Origin of the sequence: Chitinophaga pinensis (genome assembly GCF_007896845.1) — a bacterium.
GTDB lineage: Bacteria > Bacteroidota > Bacteroidia > Chitinophagales > Chitinophagaceae > Chitinophaga > Chitinophaga pinensis_C.
Window position 1 is genome coordinate 19,355 of the sequence record NZ_VOHS01000020.1, and the last position, 20,515, is coordinate 39,869.

18 protein-coding genes are annotated in these 20,515 nt (G+C 45.3%); 7 read left to right on the plus strand and 11 right to left on the minus strand.

What is annotated here, in order from left to right; all coding sequences use genetic code 11:
- Window positions 1-129 precede the first annotated feature (129 nt).
- The 9 genes from FEF09_RS18890 to surE form a co-directional block, all read right to left on the minus strand.
- Window positions 130-606: a Dps family protein gene (locus FEF09_RS18890; RefSeq protein WP_146306564.1), complete on the minus strand. Its 477-nt coding sequence runs from the start codon at window positions 604-606 to the stop codon at window positions 130-132.
- Window positions 607-864: 258 nt separating this feature from the next.
- A complete protein-coding gene (locus FEF09_RS18895; RefSeq protein WP_146306565.1) occupies window positions 865-1,926 on the minus strand; it encodes a PLP-dependent aminotransferase family protein in 1,062 nt (353 codons plus the stop codon).
- Window positions 1,927-2,000: 74 nt separating this feature from the next.
- The gene (locus tag FEF09_RS18900; RefSeq protein ID WP_146306566.1) at window positions 2,001-3,167 is read right to left on the minus strand and encodes an MFS transporter; all 1,167 of its coding nucleotides are present in this window, start codon (window positions 3,165-3,167) and stop codon (window positions 2,001-2,003) included.
- Between the two features lie 6 nt (window positions 3,168-3,173).
- Window positions 3,174-3,857 (minus strand): HAD family hydrolase, encoded by a 684-nt coding sequence (locus tag FEF09_RS18905; RefSeq protein ID WP_146306567.1) that lies wholly within the window; start codon window positions 3,855-3,857, stop codon window positions 3,174-3,176.
- A 12-nt stretch (window positions 3,858-3,869) separates the two neighbouring features.
- The gene (locus FEF09_RS18910; RefSeq protein ID WP_146306568.1) at window positions 3,870-4,892 is read right to left on the minus strand and encodes a zinc-dependent alcohol dehydrogenase; all 1,023 of its coding nucleotides are present in this window, start codon (window positions 4,890-4,892) and stop codon (window positions 3,870-3,872) included.
- Entirely contained in the window at window positions 4,873-6,135 is a 1,263-nt protein-coding gene (locus FEF09_RS18915; RefSeq protein WP_146306569.1) for an aspartate aminotransferase family protein, read from the minus strand. The genes FEF09_RS18910 and FEF09_RS18915 overlap by 20 nt, the downstream gene beginning before the upstream one ends.
- Window positions 6,136-6,675: 540 nt before the next feature.
- Entirely contained in the window at window positions 6,676-7,191 is a 516-nt protein-coding gene (locus FEF09_RS18920; RefSeq protein ID WP_146306570.1) for a hypothetical protein, read from the minus strand.
- Between the two features lie 303 nt (window positions 7,192-7,494).
- A complete protein-coding gene (locus FEF09_RS18925) occupies window positions 7,495-8,004 on the minus strand; it encodes a hypothetical protein (RefSeq protein ID WP_146306571.1) in 510 nt (169 codons plus the stop codon).
- Between the two features lie 188 nt (window positions 8,005-8,192).
- Window positions 8,193-8,927 carry a 5'/3'-nucleotidase SurE gene (gene surE, locus FEF09_RS18930; protein ID WP_089808399.1) on the minus strand — a complete coding sequence of 245 codons (735 nt, stop codon included), beginning with the start codon at window positions 8,925-8,927 and terminating at the stop codon, window positions 8,193-8,195.
- A 60-nt stretch (window positions 8,928-8,987) separates the two neighbouring features.
- Here surE and FEF09_RS18935 point away from each other — a divergent pair, with 60 nt between their 5' ends.
- The 3 genes from FEF09_RS18935 to FEF09_RS18945 all read left to right on the plus strand — a co-directional run bounded on the left by FEF09_RS18935 (window position 8,988) and on the right by FEF09_RS18945 (window position 12,519).
- The gene (locus FEF09_RS18935; RefSeq protein ID WP_186774403.1) at window positions 8,988-9,881 is read left to right on the plus strand and encodes a diacylglycerol/lipid kinase family protein; all 894 of its coding nucleotides are present in this window, start codon (window positions 8,988-8,990) and stop codon (window positions 9,879-9,881) included.
- Window positions 9,882-9,948: 67 nt separating this feature from the next.
- Window positions 9,949-10,932: an ABC transporter ATP-binding protein gene (locus FEF09_RS18940; protein ID WP_146306573.1), complete on the plus strand. Its 984-nt coding sequence runs from the start codon at window positions 9,949-9,951 to the stop codon at window positions 10,930-10,932.
- Between the two features lie 30 nt (window positions 10,933-10,962).
- Complete coding sequence (locus FEF09_RS18945) at window positions 10,963-12,519, plus strand: UvrD-helicase domain-containing protein (RefSeq protein ID WP_146306574.1); 1,557 nt, start codon at window positions 10,963-10,965, stop codon at window positions 12,517-12,519.
- Window positions 12,520-12,522: 3 nt separating this feature from the next.
- Here FEF09_RS18945 and FEF09_RS18950 read toward each other — a convergent pair whose 3' ends face one another.
- Both FEF09_RS18950 and FEF09_RS18955 read right to left on the minus strand, forming a co-directional pair.
- Window positions 12,523-12,945: a response regulator gene (locus FEF09_RS18950; RefSeq protein WP_146306575.1), complete on the minus strand. Its 423-nt coding sequence runs from the start codon at window positions 12,943-12,945 to the stop codon at window positions 12,523-12,525.
- 1 nt (window position 12,946) lies between these two features.
- Window positions 12,947-14,416, minus strand: a complete 1,470-nt coding sequence (locus FEF09_RS18955; protein WP_146306576.1) for an ATP-binding protein — start codon at window positions 14,414-14,416, stop codon at window positions 12,947-12,949.
- A gap of 388 nt (window positions 14,417-14,804) precedes the next feature.
- Here FEF09_RS18955 and FEF09_RS18960 point away from each other — a divergent pair, with 388 nt between their 5' ends.
- The 4 genes from FEF09_RS18960 to recD all read left to right on the plus strand — a co-directional run bounded on the left by FEF09_RS18960 (window position 14,805) and on the right by recD (window position 20,514).
- Window positions 14,805-15,431 (plus strand): (2Fe-2S)-binding protein, encoded by a 627-nt coding sequence (locus tag FEF09_RS18960; RefSeq protein WP_146306577.1) that lies wholly within the window; start codon window positions 14,805-14,807, stop codon window positions 15,429-15,431.
- Entirely contained in the window at window positions 15,428-16,417 is a 990-nt protein-coding gene (locus tag FEF09_RS18965) for an FAD binding domain-containing protein (RefSeq protein WP_146306578.1), read from the plus strand. The genes FEF09_RS18960 and FEF09_RS18965 overlap by 4 nt, the downstream gene beginning before the upstream one ends.
- 18 nt (window positions 16,418-16,435) lie before the next feature.
- The gene (locus tag FEF09_RS18970) at window positions 16,436-18,607 is read left to right on the plus strand and encodes a xanthine dehydrogenase family protein molybdopterin-binding subunit (RefSeq protein WP_146306579.1); all 2,172 of its coding nucleotides are present in this window, start codon (window positions 16,436-16,438) and stop codon (window positions 18,605-18,607) included.
- Between the two features lie 101 nt (window positions 18,608-18,708).
- Window positions 18,709-20,514, plus strand: coding sequence for an exodeoxyribonuclease V subunit alpha (recD, locus tag FEF09_RS18975; RefSeq protein ID WP_146306580.1), 1,806 nt, complete (start codon window positions 18,709-18,711; stop codon window positions 20,512-20,514).
- The last annotated feature ends 1 nt before the right edge of the window (window position 20,515 follow it).

Consider the following 20,515-nt stretch of genomic DNA (forward strand, 5'->3'; position numbering starts at 1 on the left):
AATCATCGCAACTGTTGTACAATTCCATAGATCTGAAAAAATGATCATGTAAGGGGACGAGCGGTAAGGCAATAAAAAATGCCGCAGTCATATGAACTGCGGCATTTTCTATTTATGATAGAGTAGGTTTTAACCTCTGTAGTGGGCTCTTAACATCCACGCCATTTTCTCGTGTTCTTCCAGCAGACCGGTGATGAAATCACTGGTACCTGCATCTTTGAAAGTGTTGGCAAATGCGTCGATATTACCACGGATAAATTCGATGATGCTTTCATGATCACCCAGCAGTTCTTTAATGAAACCCAGGCTATCGTTCTGTCTTTCGCTGTATTCTGTCAGGTGTGTCAGTTCCAGAAAGCTTTTCAGTGTAGCCGGCGCATAGTGACCCAGAGAACGGATCCTTTCAGCCACGCTGTCCATGATCTCATCCAGTTGATTGTACTGTGATTCGAAGAAGAGGTGCATGGAATGGAAGTCTGGTCCTTCTACATTCCAGTGTGCATTACGCGTCTTTGTATACAGTACATATTCATCAGCCAGTAATTTGGCCAGCTGGTTGGATACCTGCTGTCTGTTTGCTTCTGTGATGCCAATATTCGTATTCATATGTAGCTAGTTTTAAATGCTTGTTTGTGTACTGCTAAGTTATGACATTCCAATTGGTTTAAGACCATCTGGTTATAATTAACACATCGTTAGCAGTAATGATGACAAACATAAATCAACGTAATACAGCGAAACAATATATGCCCTGCTAATGTAAAGTAACGTAAGGCTATAAAACGAAACGCAAATCGGCAGGGTGCCAGTAACAGAAAAACATGTCTCAGTCATTGGTACAACCTGATGGAATATACGAAACAATTATCGGGATAGTGTTTGTTTAACGATTTCCAGTCCCTGTAAAACCCTGTTCATATCTGCTTCTGCACCCATAGCGATCCTGATATATTCACCGCTGGCGCCGGGGGCAGCAAAGAAGGCACCTGCCATTACTTCTACGCCTTTTTCACGCAGGTCATGGTATAATTGAGCAGACGTAAATCCTGCCGGTAATTTCAGCCAGCAGTGAAAGGCATTTTGGTGTCCCTGTATATCAAATCCGGACAGAAAGGCTTTTGTCTGTTCCTGACGTTTATTACCTTCTATGCGTTTTCTGTGTAGCAGGTCTGCCAGTTCTCCGGTCCTGATCACATCAGATACCAGCGAGGTAAAGAAGGTGGAAGGATTACTGGTAGTCAGTTTGATAGCTACAGTGATCATCTCCTTATATTGTTCCGGCGCTACGATGTAGGCGACCTTGATATCTGGCGCAAAAGGTTTGGATAAGCTATAAATAAACCAGCCCAGATCGGGTGCCAGTTGTGCGAAATTGGCAGGAGGATTTTCTTCCAGAAAGCCATAGGCATCATCATCAATGATGATCTGTCCGTTTTTACGGGCAGTTTCGATCAGTTCAAGTCTGCGTTCGGTCGGCATTACAATACCGGTAGGATTGCTGATGGTACCCATCACATACACTGCTTTGATGTTATATGTGGCGCTGGCGGCTTCCAATGCAGAGGGCAGCATTCCTTTTTCATCACCGGCGCAGGCGATCACTGTTATGTTCAACCAGCGGGCAATGCTTACAAAATTAGAATAGGTATACTCGTCTACGGCGATAGTAGTACCCTGAAGACCGGCAGCGATCATAGTGACCATAATGGCCTGATGTCCTGATGTCACAATGGATACCCTGTCTTCACTGATTGCAGGTCCTTTACCTGATAACCAGGCGGCTGCAGTCTTTCGGTCTTCTGCTGTGCCATCAGCGGGTTTGACATTCAGCCACTGATTGTAGGAACCATTGTGCCTTTCTATAATGCTTTTGAAGTCGGTCTGCTGTGCTGCGAGTACCGGGTAGTTCGAACTTAAGGAGATCATGTGAAGTGGGAATTTGGATCGCCAAAAGTACAAATAAATTGTGCGAATGAACTTATCCTGTCAGGTTCCCTTGTTTATTGTTCATCGGAGATCTTTCCTGCCTGAGATGCCAGCAGGACAATACCGGTGCCCAATAATGCGATGATGGCGAATGACCAGCGCAGACTGGTAGCTTCTGAGATGAAGCCTATCATGGGTGGTCCGAGCAGGAAACCGAGGAAGCCAACGGTAGATACGGCGGCAATAGCAACACCGGGTGCCATTGTTTTCGATTTTCCGGCTAAGGCAAGTACTAATGGTACAACAGAGGATACCCCGAATCCGATCAGCAGAAAGCCGATGGTGGCTGTTACAAGCCATGGAAGAAAGATAGCGATGAGTAATCCGGATGTGGTCATGATACCACTCATCTGTAAGACTCTTTTAGTACCCAGCCGGGTAACAAAGCGGTCTGCAATAAAGCGGCCACCGGCCATGGTGCTCATGAAGGCTATATAACCTGCTGTGGTAAGATGTTCAGGTGCTCCGACGATCTTCTGAAAGTAAATACCGCTCCAGTCAAACATAGTACCTTCTGTGACCAGACTGGAGAAAGCGATCAGCCCCAGTTTAAGGATACTATTGTCCGGTCTTGCGAAGAGCGGTTGCGCATCATCCTGTTGTTCATCAGCAGGCAACAGGTATTTGTAGGAGAACAGTACCAGCAACCAGCAGATGGCACATATCAGCAGGAAATGCGGCAGTACGGGCATATCGAGTGAAATGGCAATTGTGCCTATTCCTACGCCGGCAAAGCCGGCTAAACTCCACAGACCGTGGAATGAAGCCATAATGGACCTGCCATATAAAGCCTCTATTCCAACAGCCTGTGTGTTCATGGATATTTCAAAAACGTTGTTCATAAATCCAAAGCAGAACAACAGCAACACTAACTGCCAGATACCCGGAGCGAGCCCTATTGTTACAAGCATCAGCGGAAACAGAAGTCCGGCGCTGATCAATACTTTACCGCTTCCTATACGGGTGACCAGCCAGCCGGATATCGGCAGACTCACCATCAGGCCCACCGGCAGTGCAAACAATACACCACCGAGTGCGGCATTGTTGAGACTAAAAGCCGCCTTGATATCATGGATCCTGCAGGCCCAGCTGGAATAGGTCAGTCCGGCGATAAAGAAAAATACACTTGCTGCAATACGGTGTGCGCGCTTCAGGTTTAAATTGACAGTCAGGTCTTTCATGCGTTATCAGGAAGTTAATGTCAAAAGGCCAATATGCTGTTCCAGCTCATCATAGTCGGATATTTTGGTGATATCCTGTAGATGGGCCAGTTTCTTATTATCAATACCGATAAACTTTATGCCAAGTTGCAGCGTAGCCTGATAATCCCAGTTGCCATCACCTACATAGATAATGTCTGAAGGATCGGGCGCTGTGTTGTGGCGTTTGTTCATCTTACTGATCGTGTGGCCGATGATATCGCGTCTTGCAAAAGCATCCTGTGCAAAAGATGCTGCACTGCAACCTTCAATATCGATACCTGCACATTGTAGTTTAAAAAGGGCCGATTGCTTCCAGCCACCGGTTGCCAGACCTATGCGCAGGTCTTCATTGCGGACCAGGCTGCTGATAATTCTGCCGGCTTTTGGGATCTCCTGGAAATAGTGTGCCTGCTTATCATAGGCACGTTCCAGCAGGTTCAGGAAGCAGTCAATGAAATTTTCTATTTCGGTCACTGTGCAGGGACGATTCCTGCGCTCGAGAGAGAGCTGATTGAGAATGCCTGAATCTGTGGTATTCTCATAGTGGCCGTAATTGGTATTAAAATCGGAGAATCCGAAGGTTTCAGCGATGGCCTGTGTATAACAGAGATCGTCTATCTCGGTTGTGTTGGTAAGTGTGCCATCTATATCAAAAATGATGTACTTCATGAAAAAGCAGATTTAAAACTTGATAACTGATTTCAGACTGCTGATGTCATTGTTGCGTTGCCGCTTGCTGACATTACAGCCGAGGTCCAGTACTGCAGACTGAAATTCATCAATGCCATAGGCTTTTGTGATGATCTTTTCCAGTCCCAGTACCTGACTGTTGATCAGATCAACAGCATGTTTAAAGGTGTCCTGAGAATCGATGGAACCGATGATGGAAATACTGCGATCTGTGATTTCTCTCGGATTGATGGTCTGCTGATTGTTACGCAGTCCTATCAGTGCAATTTTCCCACCGTCGGCAACCGCATCGATTGATTTTTCCAGCATGCTGCCTGTTGTATCAACAATCAGGTCATACTGATGTTTACGAGGTGCAAAATGACCGGACAGGTACCATCCTGAACTGAGTATATCATTACTGCTGATCAGGTTTGTTCTGTTGGCAGAAGTCTCATAGATGGTACCCGCCTGTATACCGTATTGTTTCAGCGCGAGATAAAAGAGCAGGCCTATCGGACCGCCACCAAGAATTGCTACATTGTAGAAGGGGGTGACTGCCAGTTTTTTTACGGCGGTAAGCACACAGCTCAAAGGTTCTGACATAGCGCCCTGTTCGAAGGGTACATTGTCTGCCAGAGGATAGATGAAACGTTTGGTAGTCTTGAAGTACTTTGTAAATGTGCCGTCAATAGATACGCCGGCTTCCGTACTGGATTTCTGGAAACAGTGGTTACGTAATCCTTTGCGGCAATTCTCGCAGTATCCACAATAGTAGGTAGGGTCGATGATGACACGATCACCTACATTGAAGTTTTCCACACCTCTGCCTTTATCTACGATCACGCCGGCTGATTCATGACCGATGATCACTTTTTGTTTGGCGTTGTATTCGCCGGAAATGATGCTGAGATCAGTGCCACAGATACCTGTAGCGCGTATTTCAACAATGACCTCATCAGGGAGCGTGATGGCTGGTTCTTCGCGTTCTTCGAGCTGAATGTTCCAGGGGCCGTTATAAACTATAGCTTGCATGGGTAACTGTTTTTACCTGACTGAATATTTTGTCCAATCTGCCGCAGATTTCTTCGATGTCATCTACAGTGGCAGTGAGTGCGGGTCTTACTTTTACGACATTGCCAAAGCCATAGCGCGATCCTCTGAGGATCAGCTTGTGATCAGTGAGTGCATTGTCGATGATCCTGTTGGTGAGTTTTACATCCGGAGCGCCGTCTTTGTCAACTATTTCGAGGCCCCACATGTATCCCATACCTCTTACATCGCCGATGAAATGACCGTATTTTTCTTTCAGGCCATTCAGCAGATTACCGAGTACGATACCGTTTTCACGTACGTTCTGCAGAAATCCTTCACGGGATACGATTTCCATGGTTTTCTTTGCTGCACCGAGGGACAACAGGTTGCCACCGGAGGTGTAGGAATGTTCCCATTTTTCCAATACAGCAAACTCGGGCTTGTACAGGATAGCCGCAGTTGGTATACCGATACCGCCCAGGCCTTTGGCCAGTGTGATGATATCAGGTTCCATGTCAAAGTGTTCGCTGGCAAACATGTAGCCGGTCCGGCCGATACCTGTCTGTACTTCATCTGAGATGAGTACGATGTCCAGCTCTTCGCAGATCTTTTTGATCCTTTCGAAGTAGCCTGCCGGAGGGACGATGTTGCCGCCGTTACCCAGAATAGGTTCCATAATCATGCAGGATACATGATTGCTGCTGCCATATTCAACGTAGTCATATACCGCCTCTGCACAGAGATATCCGCAGTTAGGATATTTGGCAGAGAATGGACAGCGATAACAGTAGGGGGCAGGGACTACTGCATGCTGACTGTGCATGGTATTGGAGAATGATTTTCTTCTGAACGCGTTTCCGGAGATGTTAGTCGCAAAGAGTGTCTGTCCGTGATGGGAGAGAGACAGACTGATGACTTCATTTTTTCCGTTGAACTTGTTTGCGATTTTTACAGCACCTTCATTGGCCGTAGAACCAATGATATCGCGCATCCATCCGTCAGTAATACCCTGCGGAGCATGTTCGAGTATGCTGTTTAAAACATCAGCTGCAAGATCGCCGGTAAAGGAAGAGGAAACGTGTATCAGATCTTTTACCTGTTTCTGCAATACCTCGACAACTTCCGGATGACTGTATCCGAGTGCGAGGTTAAATGTGCCGGATACGGCATCAATGTATTCTTCGTCATGCGAAGTATAAAGGCGTATGCCACTGCCTTTCGTGAACTCAATGTTAGCAGACATGAGGGTTGGGTTTACATAGAATCAATAAAAAAAATAGTGGAATGGGCGTAAGATAACGGTCAGATAGACTGAGTTACATAACGAACAAGGGTTTCATGAACTTCCTGCAGGGAATCCGGGTTACACAATCGGTTTTTAGACGTGGTAGAAAAAAAGTTGCATCAAACTTCGATATCAAAATTGACGATGGAAAAGTAGAATCTATTTGCGGAAATTTATTTTTTTTCTTTTGATTGAATCATTTATTTTTTACTAAATAGGTTATTGATAGTAATAGTAAAAGGTGAAATAGCATCCTTTGTAATGCTTTGTGGCAAATGGTTACAGTGTTAAGGTGTGTATAGGCTGCATGTACTTCTCTGATGTATTACTGCATCACTTTGTTGATAAAAAGAGGGCTTTATGCTTAGTCACTGAAACAACGCAGCAGTTATAAATTGATAGTAATTATATAAAAACAGAAACGGCTATTCCGAGTCAGATCGGAACAGCCGTCGCCGCATTATTTTTCATCCTTTTTATACAGAACAACAAACGTTGTTATTCTATCGAAGTAATACGTCCGTTATAAAAGCCGGAAACAACATGTTCTTTGCCAAATTCCAGCGTATATTCGAACGTTTGCGCTCCGGCGCCGGTACCGGGATAGAATTTAAGTGTACCAGCAGTCGGTTTACTATATGCTTCTCCACTATTTGCTACTTCCACACCATCCTTATACTCCACATTTTTGTACATGATAGCGATGTCGAAATTTTTTGTTTTATCGAAAGCGGTTGAATCAGAAGGTATGTATGTATAGCTTCCATTCTGACGCAATGCATTCAGCAGAAACTGAACTGAATTTACTCTGCCGGTGAATCCGGCTGAAGGTATCGGATCTGTAAAAGCTATAACTGTTCCCCCTGTCCAGTTCTTTTTAACAGCATAATTAGTATAAATCAAAGTTCCATTGTCGCTAAATCCGTTTGCAGGCGGTGTATCATCTTTCAAAGTGCAGCCGTAGAAAGCAAAACATAGTATTACAGCTAATAAGCGGTTTGCTGATCTAGTCATTTAGTTGTAGGTTTCTAAGTCTTATTACTGATTATGGCTGCAAATATATAAATAGTTTCTGATGGAATAAACACATTTGCAGCACATAGATTTTTTTGTAATGCTATAATAATGTCCTGAATATGAAGCGGAAAGTTCCCCGGAAAACCTTTTGTATGGATCGTTTTGCGGGTATTTGTCAACAGTTATATCCAGATTGTCCCTATTTGCTTTTTCTGAGCCCTAATTTACTGATAATGTGAATATTGTAGCCGAAAAAGATTTTTATCCGGGACAGGCCTTTTTTTCTGCATTAACAGTATGTTAATAAGCAGGTGTCAGTTCGCCGTTATACTCTCCTTTTACGGTCGTATTCACATATTTAAGATCGTATACGATGTTGTACACATTATCCACCAATCTCAGAGTAACCATTCCTCCGATCAGCGAGTCCTGTACCTGCGCATTTGCAGAGAATTCACCATTGGCGAAAGGCTGGTTGTTATAAACAGCCGCATAGCCGAAGTGTTGCTTTTTGTCATAACCGGCTGCATCGCTCTTTTTGAACGTGTATGTCTGACCAGAGATGATGGTGTCAATGTCTATGCCTACGGCACTGGCATTTGTTGAAAGACCATCCAGTATCAGTTCCTTATCTGCGAATATCAGTTGATTCCCTTCGCTTCCCCAGTCCATGATATAACCGTAAGGGGTAGTTATCTCTTGTCCGTTGTAGGTAAAGGTATTGGCCGGGCTTTGGTTTTCATCCTCATCTTTTCCACAGGCGGTGAGGACAAGGGCAGCCGCCAGCAGGCAAAGCGCAAGTTGCTTCATGTTTTCTATTGGTTTTTATAGGTATAGCTGTAATATCGCCATGAGGCGAATCTTATTCAATCAGGATAGTATACTGCAAAGATATAGATATCATATTAATGTTTATTTGACTATAATAAAAAAGACTGCATTATGCAGCCTTTTTTAGTTTTCAGCTATGGAGCCTGACCGTTACGGCCAGTATAAGTTTATAACGACTGACTATTCAGTGCCGCCTGTAACTCGGCTTCATTTGTCAGATCCAGTCGTAAGGGGGTGATGGATACAAAATCATTCTCCACGGCCCATCTGTCAGTCCCTTCTTCCGCCGGTTCCAACGGCGTGACCGTAAACCAATAATGCTTACGATTCATCGGGTCAGTACCGGGTACGATCTTACCGTCATATAAACGTACGGATTGTCTCGTCCAACGGATGCCTTTAGGATGAGGGGGGAAATTGACATTAAACAGGCTTAATCCGGGTTTTTCCAGCAATAATTCCAGTACTTGTGCCACATATTCCTCAAAGGCGGCAAAATCGGGCTCAGATTTACCCACAGGGGTACTCAGCGCGATGCCTTTAATGCCTAAAAGTACAGCCTGTTTGGCCGCCGCCAGTGTCCCGGAATGCCACATGCCGTTTCCAAGGTTCGGTCCCATATTGATACCTGACAATACAACATCCGTTTTGGTATACAGATGTGTTCCCAGAGCGACACAGTCAGCCGGGGTACCATTTACACGATATGCTTCGATACCTTCGAAATTGATGGGAGAGGCTTTAAAGGAAAGAGGCCTGGAATGCGTAACTGCATGTCCCATGGAAGACTGTTCCACATCCGGAGCAACTATCCTTACTTCTCCGAACCGGGCCGCTATTCTGGCCAGCGCTGCTATGCCCGGACTGTAAATGCCGTCGTCGTTTGTGATAAGTATTCTCATACTATTGCGGCCTCCAATTTCATGCCATTGGGGTGGTACTCTTTTTGAATATTGATGTGTATGAAAGCGCATTTACTGCACAACCCCAAAGCTGGTGACCAGGATCACTCAGAAGCTGCTCTGATGAAAAAGATCAGTGATCAGCAGATCAATTGCAAATATTCTTCTGCTAAAAAGAATTGGTGTAAGGAAATCTCTCCTGATACAGATTTTGTCATTATCGCAGGCGGTGATGGTACGATCAGGAAGGTAATACTTGAGTTTCTCACGGGGAAAGCAGGGGAGAAGCGATATCCTCTGGCATTATTACCAATGGGGACCGCCAATAATATCAGTCGTTCGCTGCATGTCACCGGGGAAGAAGAAGATATCATTGCTTCGTGGCATAAACATCATATACAGCCATTTGACGTAGGGGCTATTGCCGGTTTCCATGAAGGGATGTTCTTTCTGGAAGGCTTTGGATTCGGCGTATTCCCGGTATTGATGGAGGCCATGAAACAACTGGAAGAACCAGATGAACCAGAAGAAAAAATCAGGCTTGCGCTTGAAATGTTACATGACATTATCGATAACTATCATGCACAGGAATGTAAACTGGAAATTGACGGAGTGGATCACTCCGGTAAGTATCTGATGGCCGAAATAATGAATATCCGGTCGATTGGACCGGGCTTGAACCTTAATGGAGATGCTAATGTAGGTGACGGAGAAATGGAGATCGTACTGTTAGGAGAAGACAAACGAAAAGCATTTTCGGCTTATATTAAAGACAGGATCGCGTCTGCTTCGCATAAAGACTATGACCTCCCTGTCATCAGAGGGAAAAACGTCCGTATATCATGGGGTGATGAACATGCACACATTGATGACGAACTGATACGTTCCCGGGATGGTAAAAGCTACATTGTCAGCATTTTGAAGCGGGAACTGGAGTTTTTGGTGCCAGCCTGAGCTTCTTTACTTGCTTCCTCACCGTTTAAGTGGTAATTTGCAGCTTTTTATGTGATATCAGCTTTATATGAATTTGTTAGAAGTAACGGACGTGCGCAAGCAGGAAGGGGAAGAAGAAGTGCTGAAAGGCGTAAGCTTCACACAGAAAGCTTTCCAGAAAATAGCTATCGTAGGAGAGTCGGGATCTGGTAAGAGCACCCTGTTGAAAATAGTAGGTGGTCTGACACAGTCAGACGGCGGCGAAGTGCGGTTTGAAAATGTGAAGGTAAAAGGCCCTCTGGAGCGATTATTACCCGGACAGCCTGGTATCGCCTATCTTTCCCAGCACTATGAACTGCGTAACCATTACCGCATGGAAGAAATCCTTGCGTACGCCAATCTGTTAGCTGATGAAGATGCGGAAAGGCTCTATGAGATCTGCCGCATCAATCACCTGATGAAAAGAAAGAATGATCAGTTGTCCGGTGGAGAAAAACAACGTGTGGCTTTAGCCCGCCTGTTAACTACAGCTCCCCGTCTGCTGATTCTGGATGAACCTTATTCCAATCTTGACCCCATTCTCAAAAATACACTGAAAGCTGTGATCCGTGAGATCAGTGATGACCTGAACATCACCTGTCTGCTGGTATCGCATGATCCGGTAGATACCCTTTCCTGGGCAGATGAGGTGATCATCATGAAAGATGGACGGATTGTGCAGCAGGGTGCGCCTGAAGTAGTGTACCATCAGCCGGTAAGTGAATACGTGGCGGCATTATTCGGCAGCTATAACATGATCCCATCAGCCAAAGCAGGCGATTTCAGTCAGGTATCCGGTGTGCATCTCAATGGTAAAAGCCTGTTTATCCGTCCGGAGCGTTTCCGCATTGTGGAAAAAGGACAACATGAGCTGAGCGGAAAGATCAAAGATGTGAGTTTTATGGGCAGCAGTTATGAAGTGGCGGTAGAACTGCCTGCTGCAACGATCACCGTAAAAACAGATAACAACGATCTCAGAAAAGGAGCAGATATTTATCTTTCTTTATCCCCGGAGGATGTCTGGTATGCCTGATAATAACGCGAGATGATGTAAATTCGGGCCATGAATTTGACCCAGGAGCAGGCTGCCATTATCAAAAGTAAAGGAGATATCAGGATCATCGCCGTTGCCGGCGCCGGTAAGACCACTACCCTTATTGAATATGCGAAAGCAAGACCGGATAAAAGTATCCTTTATCTGGCATTCAACAAGACCGTTAAACAGGAAGCAGAGCGGAAATTTGCAGCAGTGAACCTCGCAAACGTGCGGGTAGAAACGGCGCACTCACTGGCGCATTACTTTATTGTCAGAGGGTCAAAATATACCATCAAAGGAGAGGGCTATAAGCTGAATGAGATCGTGGATATCCTCAATCTGCGTGGTCTCAAGGGCAAACATACAGAGTCCATTCTCGCTACACATATCAATGCCTATCTTTCTTATTTCTGCAACAGCGCACCCGCAAAGGTGCAGGATCTCGATTATGAAGATACGCTTACTGACAGGGAGGCGATAGCGTTTGCTACCAAATACAAAAAAGATATTCAGTATCAGACCCGGCTTTTCCTTGACAAAATGAATAAGGGGGAGATTCCTATCACACATGATTTCTATCTGAAGAAATTTCAACTGGCCAGACCTATACTCAACTATGATGTAATCCTGTTTGATGAAGGACAGGATGCTTCCGGCGCTATGCTGGACGTATTTCGTTCACAGGAAGGCACGAAAGTGCTGGTAGGTGATAGTCACCAGCAGATCTACGGCTGGCGTTATGCCGTGAATTCACTCGATAAACTCAATTACCCCCTATATACACTCAGTACCAGTTTTCGCTTTGATCAGGATATTGCGGATCTGGCATCATATGTCATTCAGTGGAAGAAGCTGTATAGTAATCCTCTGACAGTTAAGGTCATCGGTTTTGGTAAGTCTCGTAAAGCCAATACCCGGGCGGTTGTAGCCAGAACGAATGCGGGCTTATTGGTTAAAGCAATCGAACTGTTAATTGAAAAGAAAGAGATCAAAACGATCTATTTTGAAGGCAGGATCGAAAACTATACCTATGCCAATGATGGCGCTTCCATCTATGATATCCTGAATCTTTATACCGGCGATGTAGGCCGTATACGTGATAAGACGATTGCTACAATGGATAGTATGGAAGATCTGGAAGAGTATATCAAAACAACCGGTGAAACGCAGCTGAGTATGCTGGTAGATGTGGTGAAGAAATATGGTGCAAAGATTCCCGGTTATATCAAAAAACTAAAGGACTGTCACCTCGATCATGATGATAAGGAGCAGGCTGATATGATCTTTTCTACGGTACATCGCTGCAAAGGAATGGAATATGATGAGGTTACACTCACCAATGATTACATCACCCATGACAAGGTAGTGAAGCAGGCAGAGAACATCGATAAAGTTAATATGTCGAAGTTGTCAGAAGAGATCAATCTGCTCTATGTGGCTATTACAAGAGCAAAGAGCCATTTATATATTCCACAGGAGATCCTGACCGGTCAAAAGAAAGCGATACCGGTACTTAAACAAAGAAGGGTCTCCGGAGCAGAAACAAAGGGTGAAAGCTATGTCTACGCCGGAGTAAAAAAGTAAAGATCAATTCTTTTTGAAATTGAGCAGGTCTATCATCAGATTGAACGCATCCATTGCGGACGGACTGTTGAGTTTCAGTGGCTTGATGATATACCCGGATACACCCAGCTTCTCAGCAGTAGTCTTGTCTGTTCTGTCACCGGAAGTAGTCAGTACAAAACGTTTGATCTGTTTAAATTCTTCTTTCTGGTGCATGTATTCCAGCACTTCAAAACCATTTACCTTGGGCATATTGATGTCAATAAGCATAACATCAGGTAAGGCGTCATTGCCTGCATTGATCTGCTCATCCAGCAGTGTAATGGCCTCTTCGCCATTTCTTGCATTTGTCAGTTTATAGAAAATATTCAATTTATCAAGTGAACGCTTAATATCTATCACATCCAGCTTATCATCTTCTACCAGTAAAATATTAATCGGTTGCATTTTAATCTTTTGACCAGGTGAATGAAAAGACAGAACCCTTGCCCGGTGCGGAGACCACATTGATATGCTGCTTCTTGGTCTCTATAATTTTTTTGACAATTGCCAATCCAACACCTGTGCTTTCGAAACTATCCCTGTCCTTTAAAGTCTGAAAAATAGTAAAAATCCTCCGTTGATAGTGCTTTTCGATGCCATTTCCATTGTCTTCGATGAAAAATTCATAGTGATCAGGCTGTTCTTTAAAGTAGATTTTTACAGCAGGGCCGGGCTTTTCATTGTGTTTGACCGCATTCCCGATAAGATTTGAAAAAATTTGAAACAACCACAATTTTTCTCCGTGAATAATGGGAAGATCAGCGATTTCAACCCTTACAAGGTGCATATCGGGTAATGTATCTATTACTTCTTTCACCAATGAAGTGAGGGCTATTTCTTCTTTTTCGATCTCTTCTTTGTCTGCTTTTGCATAGGACAGCAAGCCTTCAATCAGGTTCTCTGCCCTTATTACACGGCCCTTTATCAGCTCCATGTATTCGCTTACTTTCAGAGATAGTTCATCTTTATGATCTTCCTCTATCCATGAGACTACATTACTAATACCTCTCAGCGGGGCTTTGAGGTCATGTGATACAATGTGTGCAAACTGGTCCAGCTCTTCATTAGATCGCTTTAAGAGGGTAATATTCCTTGCTAATTCTTCTGTCATGTGATTGAGTGCGTCACCTAATGAGCTCAGTTCATCCCTGCCTGTATCTTTGATGGTGACATCATAATTGCCCCCGGCAATGTTGTTGGCCATATCTGTCATGACTTTGATACGCCGGGATATCTTCATGGTTACATAGATGATAATGAAAAGGCCCAGTACGATAGAAGCGGATGTCAGCAATAACGATAGAATGTTTGTATTGATAACAGAAGCTGCCAGTTCTTCTTTGCGATCATCCCGACGGGCATATTCATATGCTGAGAATGTTTTGAATTTATCCTGCAATGCTGCCTGAATCGCCTGCTCATGCCCGGAAACAAATTTTTCCTTGTAGATCATGTTGAATGTGTCCAGATGCTGACGACTGATTGAAGCAGACATTTTCGCCTGTTTCAAAGGATCTGTATACTCTTCTGTCCACTGATCATTCAACTCCTTGATCTGGCGCAGCATGTCGATCTGTAGTGTATCTGTGAGCATAGACGAGAGCTCTTTCAGAATAAGCTCATTTTCAATGTTAGCCGTATCATATGCTTCAACAAAAGACTTTTCACCGGTGAGCAGATAACCTCTGAGACCATTGACCATCGTCAGCACATTCCGTTGAAAACGACTGCTGTTACGTACCAGATTAGTGGAACGGGTGAAATAGGCATTGTTTTCTGTCACAGCATTGGACAGACTGAAGTTCACAAATGTCGTAATGGAGAACAGTATCAATACTGACACGAATCCAAGGAATATATAGTGAGAAATCTTCATAGAGCGCAATGGTAACAAAAAATGTGAAAACAGTCAGTAGTACTATTCAGGAAAATAGTAAGCAAAGTATGAAAGATCCGGTATAGTTTTAGCGGCAATCTATTCTTTGTCAAATCACTTTACGTACGTCAATTACGTTATGTGTTTGCAAACATAACGATTTTGTGTGTTAATGCATACTATTCAGTAATTTGTATATAACCGGCATCTGAAAAGTTTTTAACCTTATGATAGCATCTGCCATTCGTCATATTCACAGGTGCCGGTATCTGATAAATTGACTATGTTGAAACAATGTCTGGTACAGGAGATACAGAATAGCCCTACATGAACTATTACACAGATAAGGAATAAGAAAATACTGTCAAACTGATAACGAAGCAAGATTATGGACGACCAACTCAGGAATGAAGAGCAAAACGGTACTTCCCGGCGCTCTTTCCTTAAACAAACCTCTTTGATGACAGCGCTGGCGCTTGCGCCGGAGACTGTGCTCAAAGCTGCTGAAAGCGGTCTTGATGAAAAGATCGCGGCTGCTATTGAGACAATGCCTCTGAATGTAGTCATCAATGGTGTAAAACAAAGCGTCAGGATAGAACCACGGGTGACCCTGCTGGATCTGTTGCGTGAGCGACTGCAGCTGACAGGGACAAAGAAAGGTTGTGACCACGGACAGTGTGGCGCCTGTACTGTACACATAGATGGAGAACGGGTGAATGCCTGTCTGACATTGGCACTTACAACAGAAGGCCGTGAGGTGACTACCATCGAAGGGCTGGCACATGGAGATGAGCTGCATCCCATGCAGGAAGCATTCCTTGAGCACGATGGCTTCCAGTGTGGCTACTGTACCCCCGGACAAATTATGTCAGCCATTTGCTGTATCAGAGAAGGACATGCAGGTACACCCGATGAAGTCAGGGAATATATGAGTGGAAATATCTGTCGTTGTGGCGCTTATTCCAATATTGTAGATGCAATCATGGATGTAAAACAGGGAGGGAAGAAGATATGAAACAGTTTAGCTACGTAAGGGTCACTTCCAGTGACGCAGCTATTGCCGCTGTCTCTAAAGATAAATCAGCCACATTTCTGGCCGGTGGTACTAATCTTGTCGATCTGATGAAGAGTGGTGTTACAGGACCAGAGAGACTGGTAGATATCAATCGTCTTCCGCTTACAAAAATTGAAGCGACAAAAACAGGACTGCATATTGGTGCATTGGCTAAAAATACAACAGTAGCGGAGCATCCGCTTGTCATTAAACATTTTCCGTTGCTGTCGCTTGCATTGAAGGCAGGTGCTTCTCCCCAGCTGCGGAACATGGCGACTGTGGGTGGTAATATGATGCAGCGTACCCGTTGTCATTATTTCTACGATACTGCTATGCCTTGTAATAAACGGAATCCAGGTTCCGGTTGCGGTGCTATCGGAGGGTTCAACCGTATGCATGCCATCTTTGGTGCAAGCGATAAATGTATTGCCGTACATCCCAGTGATATGTGTGTGGCACTGACTGCGCTGGATGCCGTAGTAACAGTGCGTGGCCCTAAAGGAGAACGTACTATTCCATTTGGTGATTTTCACCGCCTGCCGGGAGATACGCCTGAAGTGGACAACACATTACAACGCGGAGAACTGATCACTGCTGTGGATATCCCTTTTAATGAAGTAGCGGGACATGCACATTATCTGAAAGTACGTGACCGTGCTTCTTATGCATTTGCATTGGTATCTGTTGGCGCTGCATTATCTCTTAAAGACAATAACATCTCTGATGTTCGTCTGGCAATGGGTGGTGTGGCTCATAAGCCATGGCGCCTGAAGGAAGCAGAAGCTTTCCTCAAAGGAAAGAAGGCTACAGTTGACAACTTTCAGGAGGCAGCCCGGATAGTGATGGGACCTGCAAAGTCGCAGGGCAGTAATGAATTTAAACTCACACTGGCGCCCAACACAATCGTGGAGGCACTGAAACTGGCCGCTGCAAACGGTAATATCTAAACGCTTAAAACCCGAATAATGGGAACAGATAAAAAAAGTGAACCGCTGAACAGGGTAGACGGAAGAGCCAAAGTAACCGGTAAAGCGAAATACTTCGCAGAGTTCGAAGTACCGGGTCTTACTTATGCTGTGATGGTGACCAGTACAATTACCCGCGGTACAATCGCTACGATCGATACAAAAAATGCGGAACGTGCACCTGGTGTACTGGCCGTATATACACACCTGAACATGCCGGCGATACCGGGTTGGGCAGATCAGCCAAACAGTAATGCAAAACTGCCTTCCGGTGGAGAAAAATACCGCATGCTAGGCAGTAATAAGATACTCTTCAATGGTCAGCCGATTGCGCTTGTAGTGGCGAATACACTGGAGCGTGCACAATATGCCGCTTCACTGGTAACAGCCAGCTACAATAAAACGGAACATCAGACGGACCTGCTGAAAAATACACAGAAAGCAGCCATGCCCGGCCGGTTCGGGGATTATACCCGTGGTGAGCAGAAAGAGGCGTATAAAACAGCTCCTGTTACCATTGCAGCTGATTATACCATCCCTGTAGAAGTACACAATCCGATGGAACTGGCGGGTATACTGGCTATCTGGGAAGGGGAAGATCAGCTGAAAGTATATGCTAAAACTCAAGGGGTAAAAGCAACACAACGTACTCTGGCAGGTGCTTTTAAAATACCGGAAAAGAACGTACAGGTACATTCCGAATTTGTCGGCGGAGGGTTCGGTATGGGATTGCGCACATGGCCACAGGAAGTAGCCGTAGCTGCTGCCGCACGCCAGCTGAAAAAGCCGGTTAAACTGGTGATGACACGTCAGCAGATGTTCTCACTGGTAGGACATCGCCCCTACACCGTTCAACATATCAGTATGGGCGCAGACAAAGATGGTCAGTTACAGGGCATCTATCATGAAGCTACCGCTGAAACGGCGAGTTACGACGACTTTACAGAAGGTACCGTAGCCATGACACGTTTCATGTATGCCTGTCCGAATGTAACAACGAAATATCGCATTGTACCACTGGATAGAGGCGTTCCTATCTGGATGCGTGGTCCCGGTGAGGCGACAGGTGCTTTTGCTCTGGAATCGGCTATTGATGAAATGGCCTACAAAGTGAATATGGATCCGCTGGATTTTCGCGTGAAGAACTTCGCAGAAACCGATCCGGAAAAGAATAAACCCTTCTCCAGTAATAACCTGAAAGAAGCCTATCAGCTGGGTAGTGAGAAGATCGGCTGGAATAAACGTGATCGTACACCCGGTTCTATGAAAGACGGAGAGTGGCTGGTAGGGTATGGTATGAGTACAGGTGTATTTGGTGCGCATCGTGGCGAATCAACCTGCCGTGCACAGCTGAATGCGGATGGTACATTGATCTTACAAAGTGCGACCAGTGATATTGGTCCGGGTACCAGTACCGCAATGGTGCAGATTGCACATGAAGTAACCGGTTTATCTATCAATAAAATACGTTTTGAACTGGGAGATGCGTCTTTACCACCATCTGGCAGTCAGGGTGGTTCGGCTACTGTTTCTTCTGTAGGTTCTGCTGTATTTGATACCTGTACCGCTCTGAAAGCACTGCTGGCAGAAGCAGGTCTCGCATTTGAAGAAGGGACAGTGAAACCGGTCACAGGTAAAACAGCCACCATGCAACAGGTGCTGGCTACACAGAACAAGACCTTTTTTGAAGTTACCAAATCATCCAAAGGAGGTGCGGAGCAGGATAAATACTCTATGTATTCCTTCTCCATCCATTTTGCAGAAGTGAGAGTACATCCGCATACGGGTGTTGTGCGCGTAAAACGGGTGGTGACAGTGGCTGATTCCGGCAGGATTGTGAGTCCGAAGACAGCAGCCAGTCAGATGATCGGTGGTGTTACCGGTGGTATCGGTATGGCATTGACAGAAGAAGCGGTTATTGATCACCGCTTTGGCCGTTTTGTGAATAACAATCTGGGTGACTATCATGTACCGGTAAGTGCCGACGTGCCACATATTGAAACGATTTTTATTGACAAACCCGACCCATATAGTAATCCGATGGGATCTAAGGGGATGGGAGAAATTGCCCTCATAGGATTTTCCGCTGCTGTGGCAAATGCGGTGTATCATGCTACCGGAAAGCGTATCCGGGAATTGCCGATCACACCCGATAAGATATTGTCCGCCTGACGGTTTTGTAAGAGGCTCCCATTCAGGGGGCCTCTTTTTTGTATGCAAGCGCGCAAAATCGTAATTTCACAGATTGCCTCTGTCGGGGAGGCTGACGAGATATGCATACAATCAACGACGTTCACCAACAGTTTGCAGAATATTTCCAGATACCGGCTTTAAAGCCTTATGCGTACCTGCTTTCGCGGAAACTCAGCGAAGGGCATATCTGCCTGCACCTGAATAAACCTGTGGAGGCTGCTGGCGACCTGCCGGCATTCTGTGAAAATCTGCCTGCTGGTAGCAGAGCCTTACAGCAGATACCACTGGTCGCCAAAGGAGGAAGTGATAGTCAGCCTTTTGTGTTGTATCAGGAGCGGTTGTACCTGCAAAGGTATTTCCGGTATGAAACGATCTTCCTGCAACGTATTCGCCAGTTTCTGGCTACAGAAAAGGCTTTATTGGCCGACAGACTGAAGATGCTGGAGACCAACCGCGCTTTTATCAGTAGTCTGTTTGCCGCCGGACCGGCATTTGTTGCCGATGCAGCTGATCCGGCTGACTGGCAGCTCAGTGCTGCTGTCACCGGTGTACTGAATAACTTTACCATTATCACAGGTGGTCCGGGTACCGGAAAGACCACTACCGTGGCTAAAATACTTGCTATACTTTACTATCTGGATCCTTCCCTGAAGGTTGCCCTGGCTGCACCTACCGGTAAAGCAGCTGCCCGTATGGCGGAAAGTTTGCGTAATACGCAATTGCCTGTGGATGATACCATCACCGCACAGTTCCGTAGTCTGGCCCCCGGTACCATTCACCGTTTACTGCGGTCCAGAAAAGATAGTCCTTACTTTGTGTATAATGCGGAGAATCCTCTGAACTATGATGTGGTGATCGTGGACGAATGTTCCATGATCGACGTGGCACTGTTTGCAAAGCTGCTGGCTGCCATCGGTAATGGTACCCGACTGATATTGCTGGGCGATAAGGACCAGCTGGCATCTGTAGAAGCAGGGAGTTTGTTCGGTGATCTTTGTCAGGCACAGGATGCTCTGAATATGTTCACTGCAGAGCGGCTGGCTCTGATTAATTCCTTCATCCCGGATGAAAGAAGAAAACTGCCGGCCAGTCAGATCAGAGATAATGATCAGCATCCTTTGTTTCAGCATCTCGTTGAATTACGCCGTAGCCATCGTTTTACTGGTGACAAAGGAATTGGTAAATTCAGTAAGGCGATCATTGCCAATGATCAGATGGCCATACAAGGTTTCTTCGCTCCGGGAGCAGATGAACAGGTGGCAATAGATGAAACGTATTCCAAAGAATTGTTCGCACAATTTGTAGCCGGTTACAGTGCCTTTATTGTGGAAAAAGATATCCGCAAAGCACTGCAGCTGCTCAACGACCTGCGTGTCTTGTGTGCGATCAGAGAAGGTGAGGAAGGCTTATATGCCATCAACAGAAATATAGAAAAGATCCTGCATGATAAACGCCTGATCCGTGTGAATGCTGAATTCTACGAGAACAGGCCTGTGATATTGACCCGCAACTACTATGAACACGGACTGTTTAACGGAGATACAGGTATCATCCGTACGGATGAACAGGGTGTGCTGATGGCATGGTTTGAAGACAGTAATGGTGAACTGAAAGCCATCCTGCCGGGATACCTGACAGAAGCAGAAACCGTATTCGCTATGACCATTCATAAGAGTCAGGGATCTGAGTTTAGAGAAGTAATGGTGATCCTGCCACGCGCAAAAGACGTCCCTATTCTGACACGGGAGTTGCTCTATACCGGTGTGACCAGAGCCAAACAGAAAGTATATATACAATCCTCAGCGGAAGTGTTGTTACTGACAGCAACACGCTTTGTGGAAAGAGCTTCGGGCATCGGACAGCGTTTTGCAGATGATCGCCCCTGAT

Excerpts from the sequence above, each read along its gene's own strand:
- FEF09_RS18915 (WP_146306569.1), bottom strand. The coding sequence starts at position 6,135 with ATGTCTGCTAACATTGAGTTCACGAAAGGCAGTGGCATACGCCTTTAT.
- recD (WP_146306580.1), top strand. The coding sequence starts at position 18,709 with ATGCATACAATCAACGACGTTCACCAACAGTTTGCAGAATATTTCCAG.
- FEF09_RS18950 (WP_146306575.1), bottom strand. The coding sequence starts at position 12,945 with ATGCAACCGATTAATATTTTACTGGTAGAAGATGATAAGCTGGATGTG.
- FEF09_RS18900 (WP_146306566.1), bottom strand. The coding sequence starts at position 3,167 with ATGAAAGACCTGACTGTCAATTTAAACCTGAAGCGCGCACACCGTATT.
- FEF09_RS18910 (WP_146306568.1), bottom strand. The coding sequence starts at position 4,892 with ATGCAAGCTATAGTTTATAACGGCCCCTGGAACATTCAGCTCGAAGAA.
- FEF09_RS18945 (WP_146306574.1), top strand. The coding sequence starts at position 10,963 with ATGAATTTGACCCAGGAGCAGGCTGCCATTATCAAAAGTAAAGGAGAT.
- FEF09_RS18905 (WP_146306567.1), bottom strand. The coding sequence starts at position 3,857 with ATGAAGTACATCATTTTTGATATAGATGGCACACTTACCAACACAACC.
- FEF09_RS18925 (WP_146306571.1), bottom strand. The coding sequence starts at position 8,004 with ATGAAGCAACTTGCGCTTTGCCTGCTGGCGGCTGCCCTTGTCCTCACC.
- FEF09_RS18970 (WP_146306579.1), top strand. The coding sequence starts at position 16,436 with ATGGGAACAGATAAAAAAAGTGAACCGCTGAACAGGGTAGACGGAAGA.
- FEF09_RS18890 (WP_146306564.1), bottom strand. The coding sequence starts at position 606 with ATGAATACGAATATTGGCATCACAGAAGCAAACAGACAGCAGGTATCC.
- FEF09_RS18960 (WP_146306577.1), top strand. The coding sequence starts at position 14,805 with ATGGACGACCAACTCAGGAATGAAGAGCAAAACGGTACTTCCCGGCGC.
- FEF09_RS18935 (WP_186774403.1), top strand. The coding sequence starts at position 8,988 with ATGAAAGCGCATTTACTGCACAACCCCAAAGCTGGTGACCAGGATCAC.
- FEF09_RS18940 (WP_146306573.1), top strand. The coding sequence starts at position 9,949 with ATGAATTTGTTAGAAGTAACGGACGTGCGCAAGCAGGAAGGGGAAGAA.
- FEF09_RS18920 (WP_146306570.1), bottom strand. The coding sequence starts at position 7,191 with ATGACTAGATCAGCAAACCGCTTATTAGCTGTAATACTATGTTTTGCT.
- FEF09_RS18955 (WP_146306576.1), bottom strand. The coding sequence starts at position 14,416 with ATGAAGATTTCTCACTATATATTCCTTGGATTCGTGTCAGTATTGATA.
- FEF09_RS18965 (WP_146306578.1), top strand. The coding sequence starts at position 15,428 with ATGAAACAGTTTAGCTACGTAAGGGTCACTTCCAGTGACGCAGCTATT.
- surE (WP_089808399.1), bottom strand. The coding sequence starts at position 8,927 with ATGAGAATACTTATCACAAACGACGACGGCATTTACAGTCCGGGCATA.
- FEF09_RS18895 (WP_146306565.1), bottom strand. The coding sequence starts at position 1,926 with ATGATCTCCTTAAGTTCGAACTACCCGGTACTCGCAGCACAGCAGACC.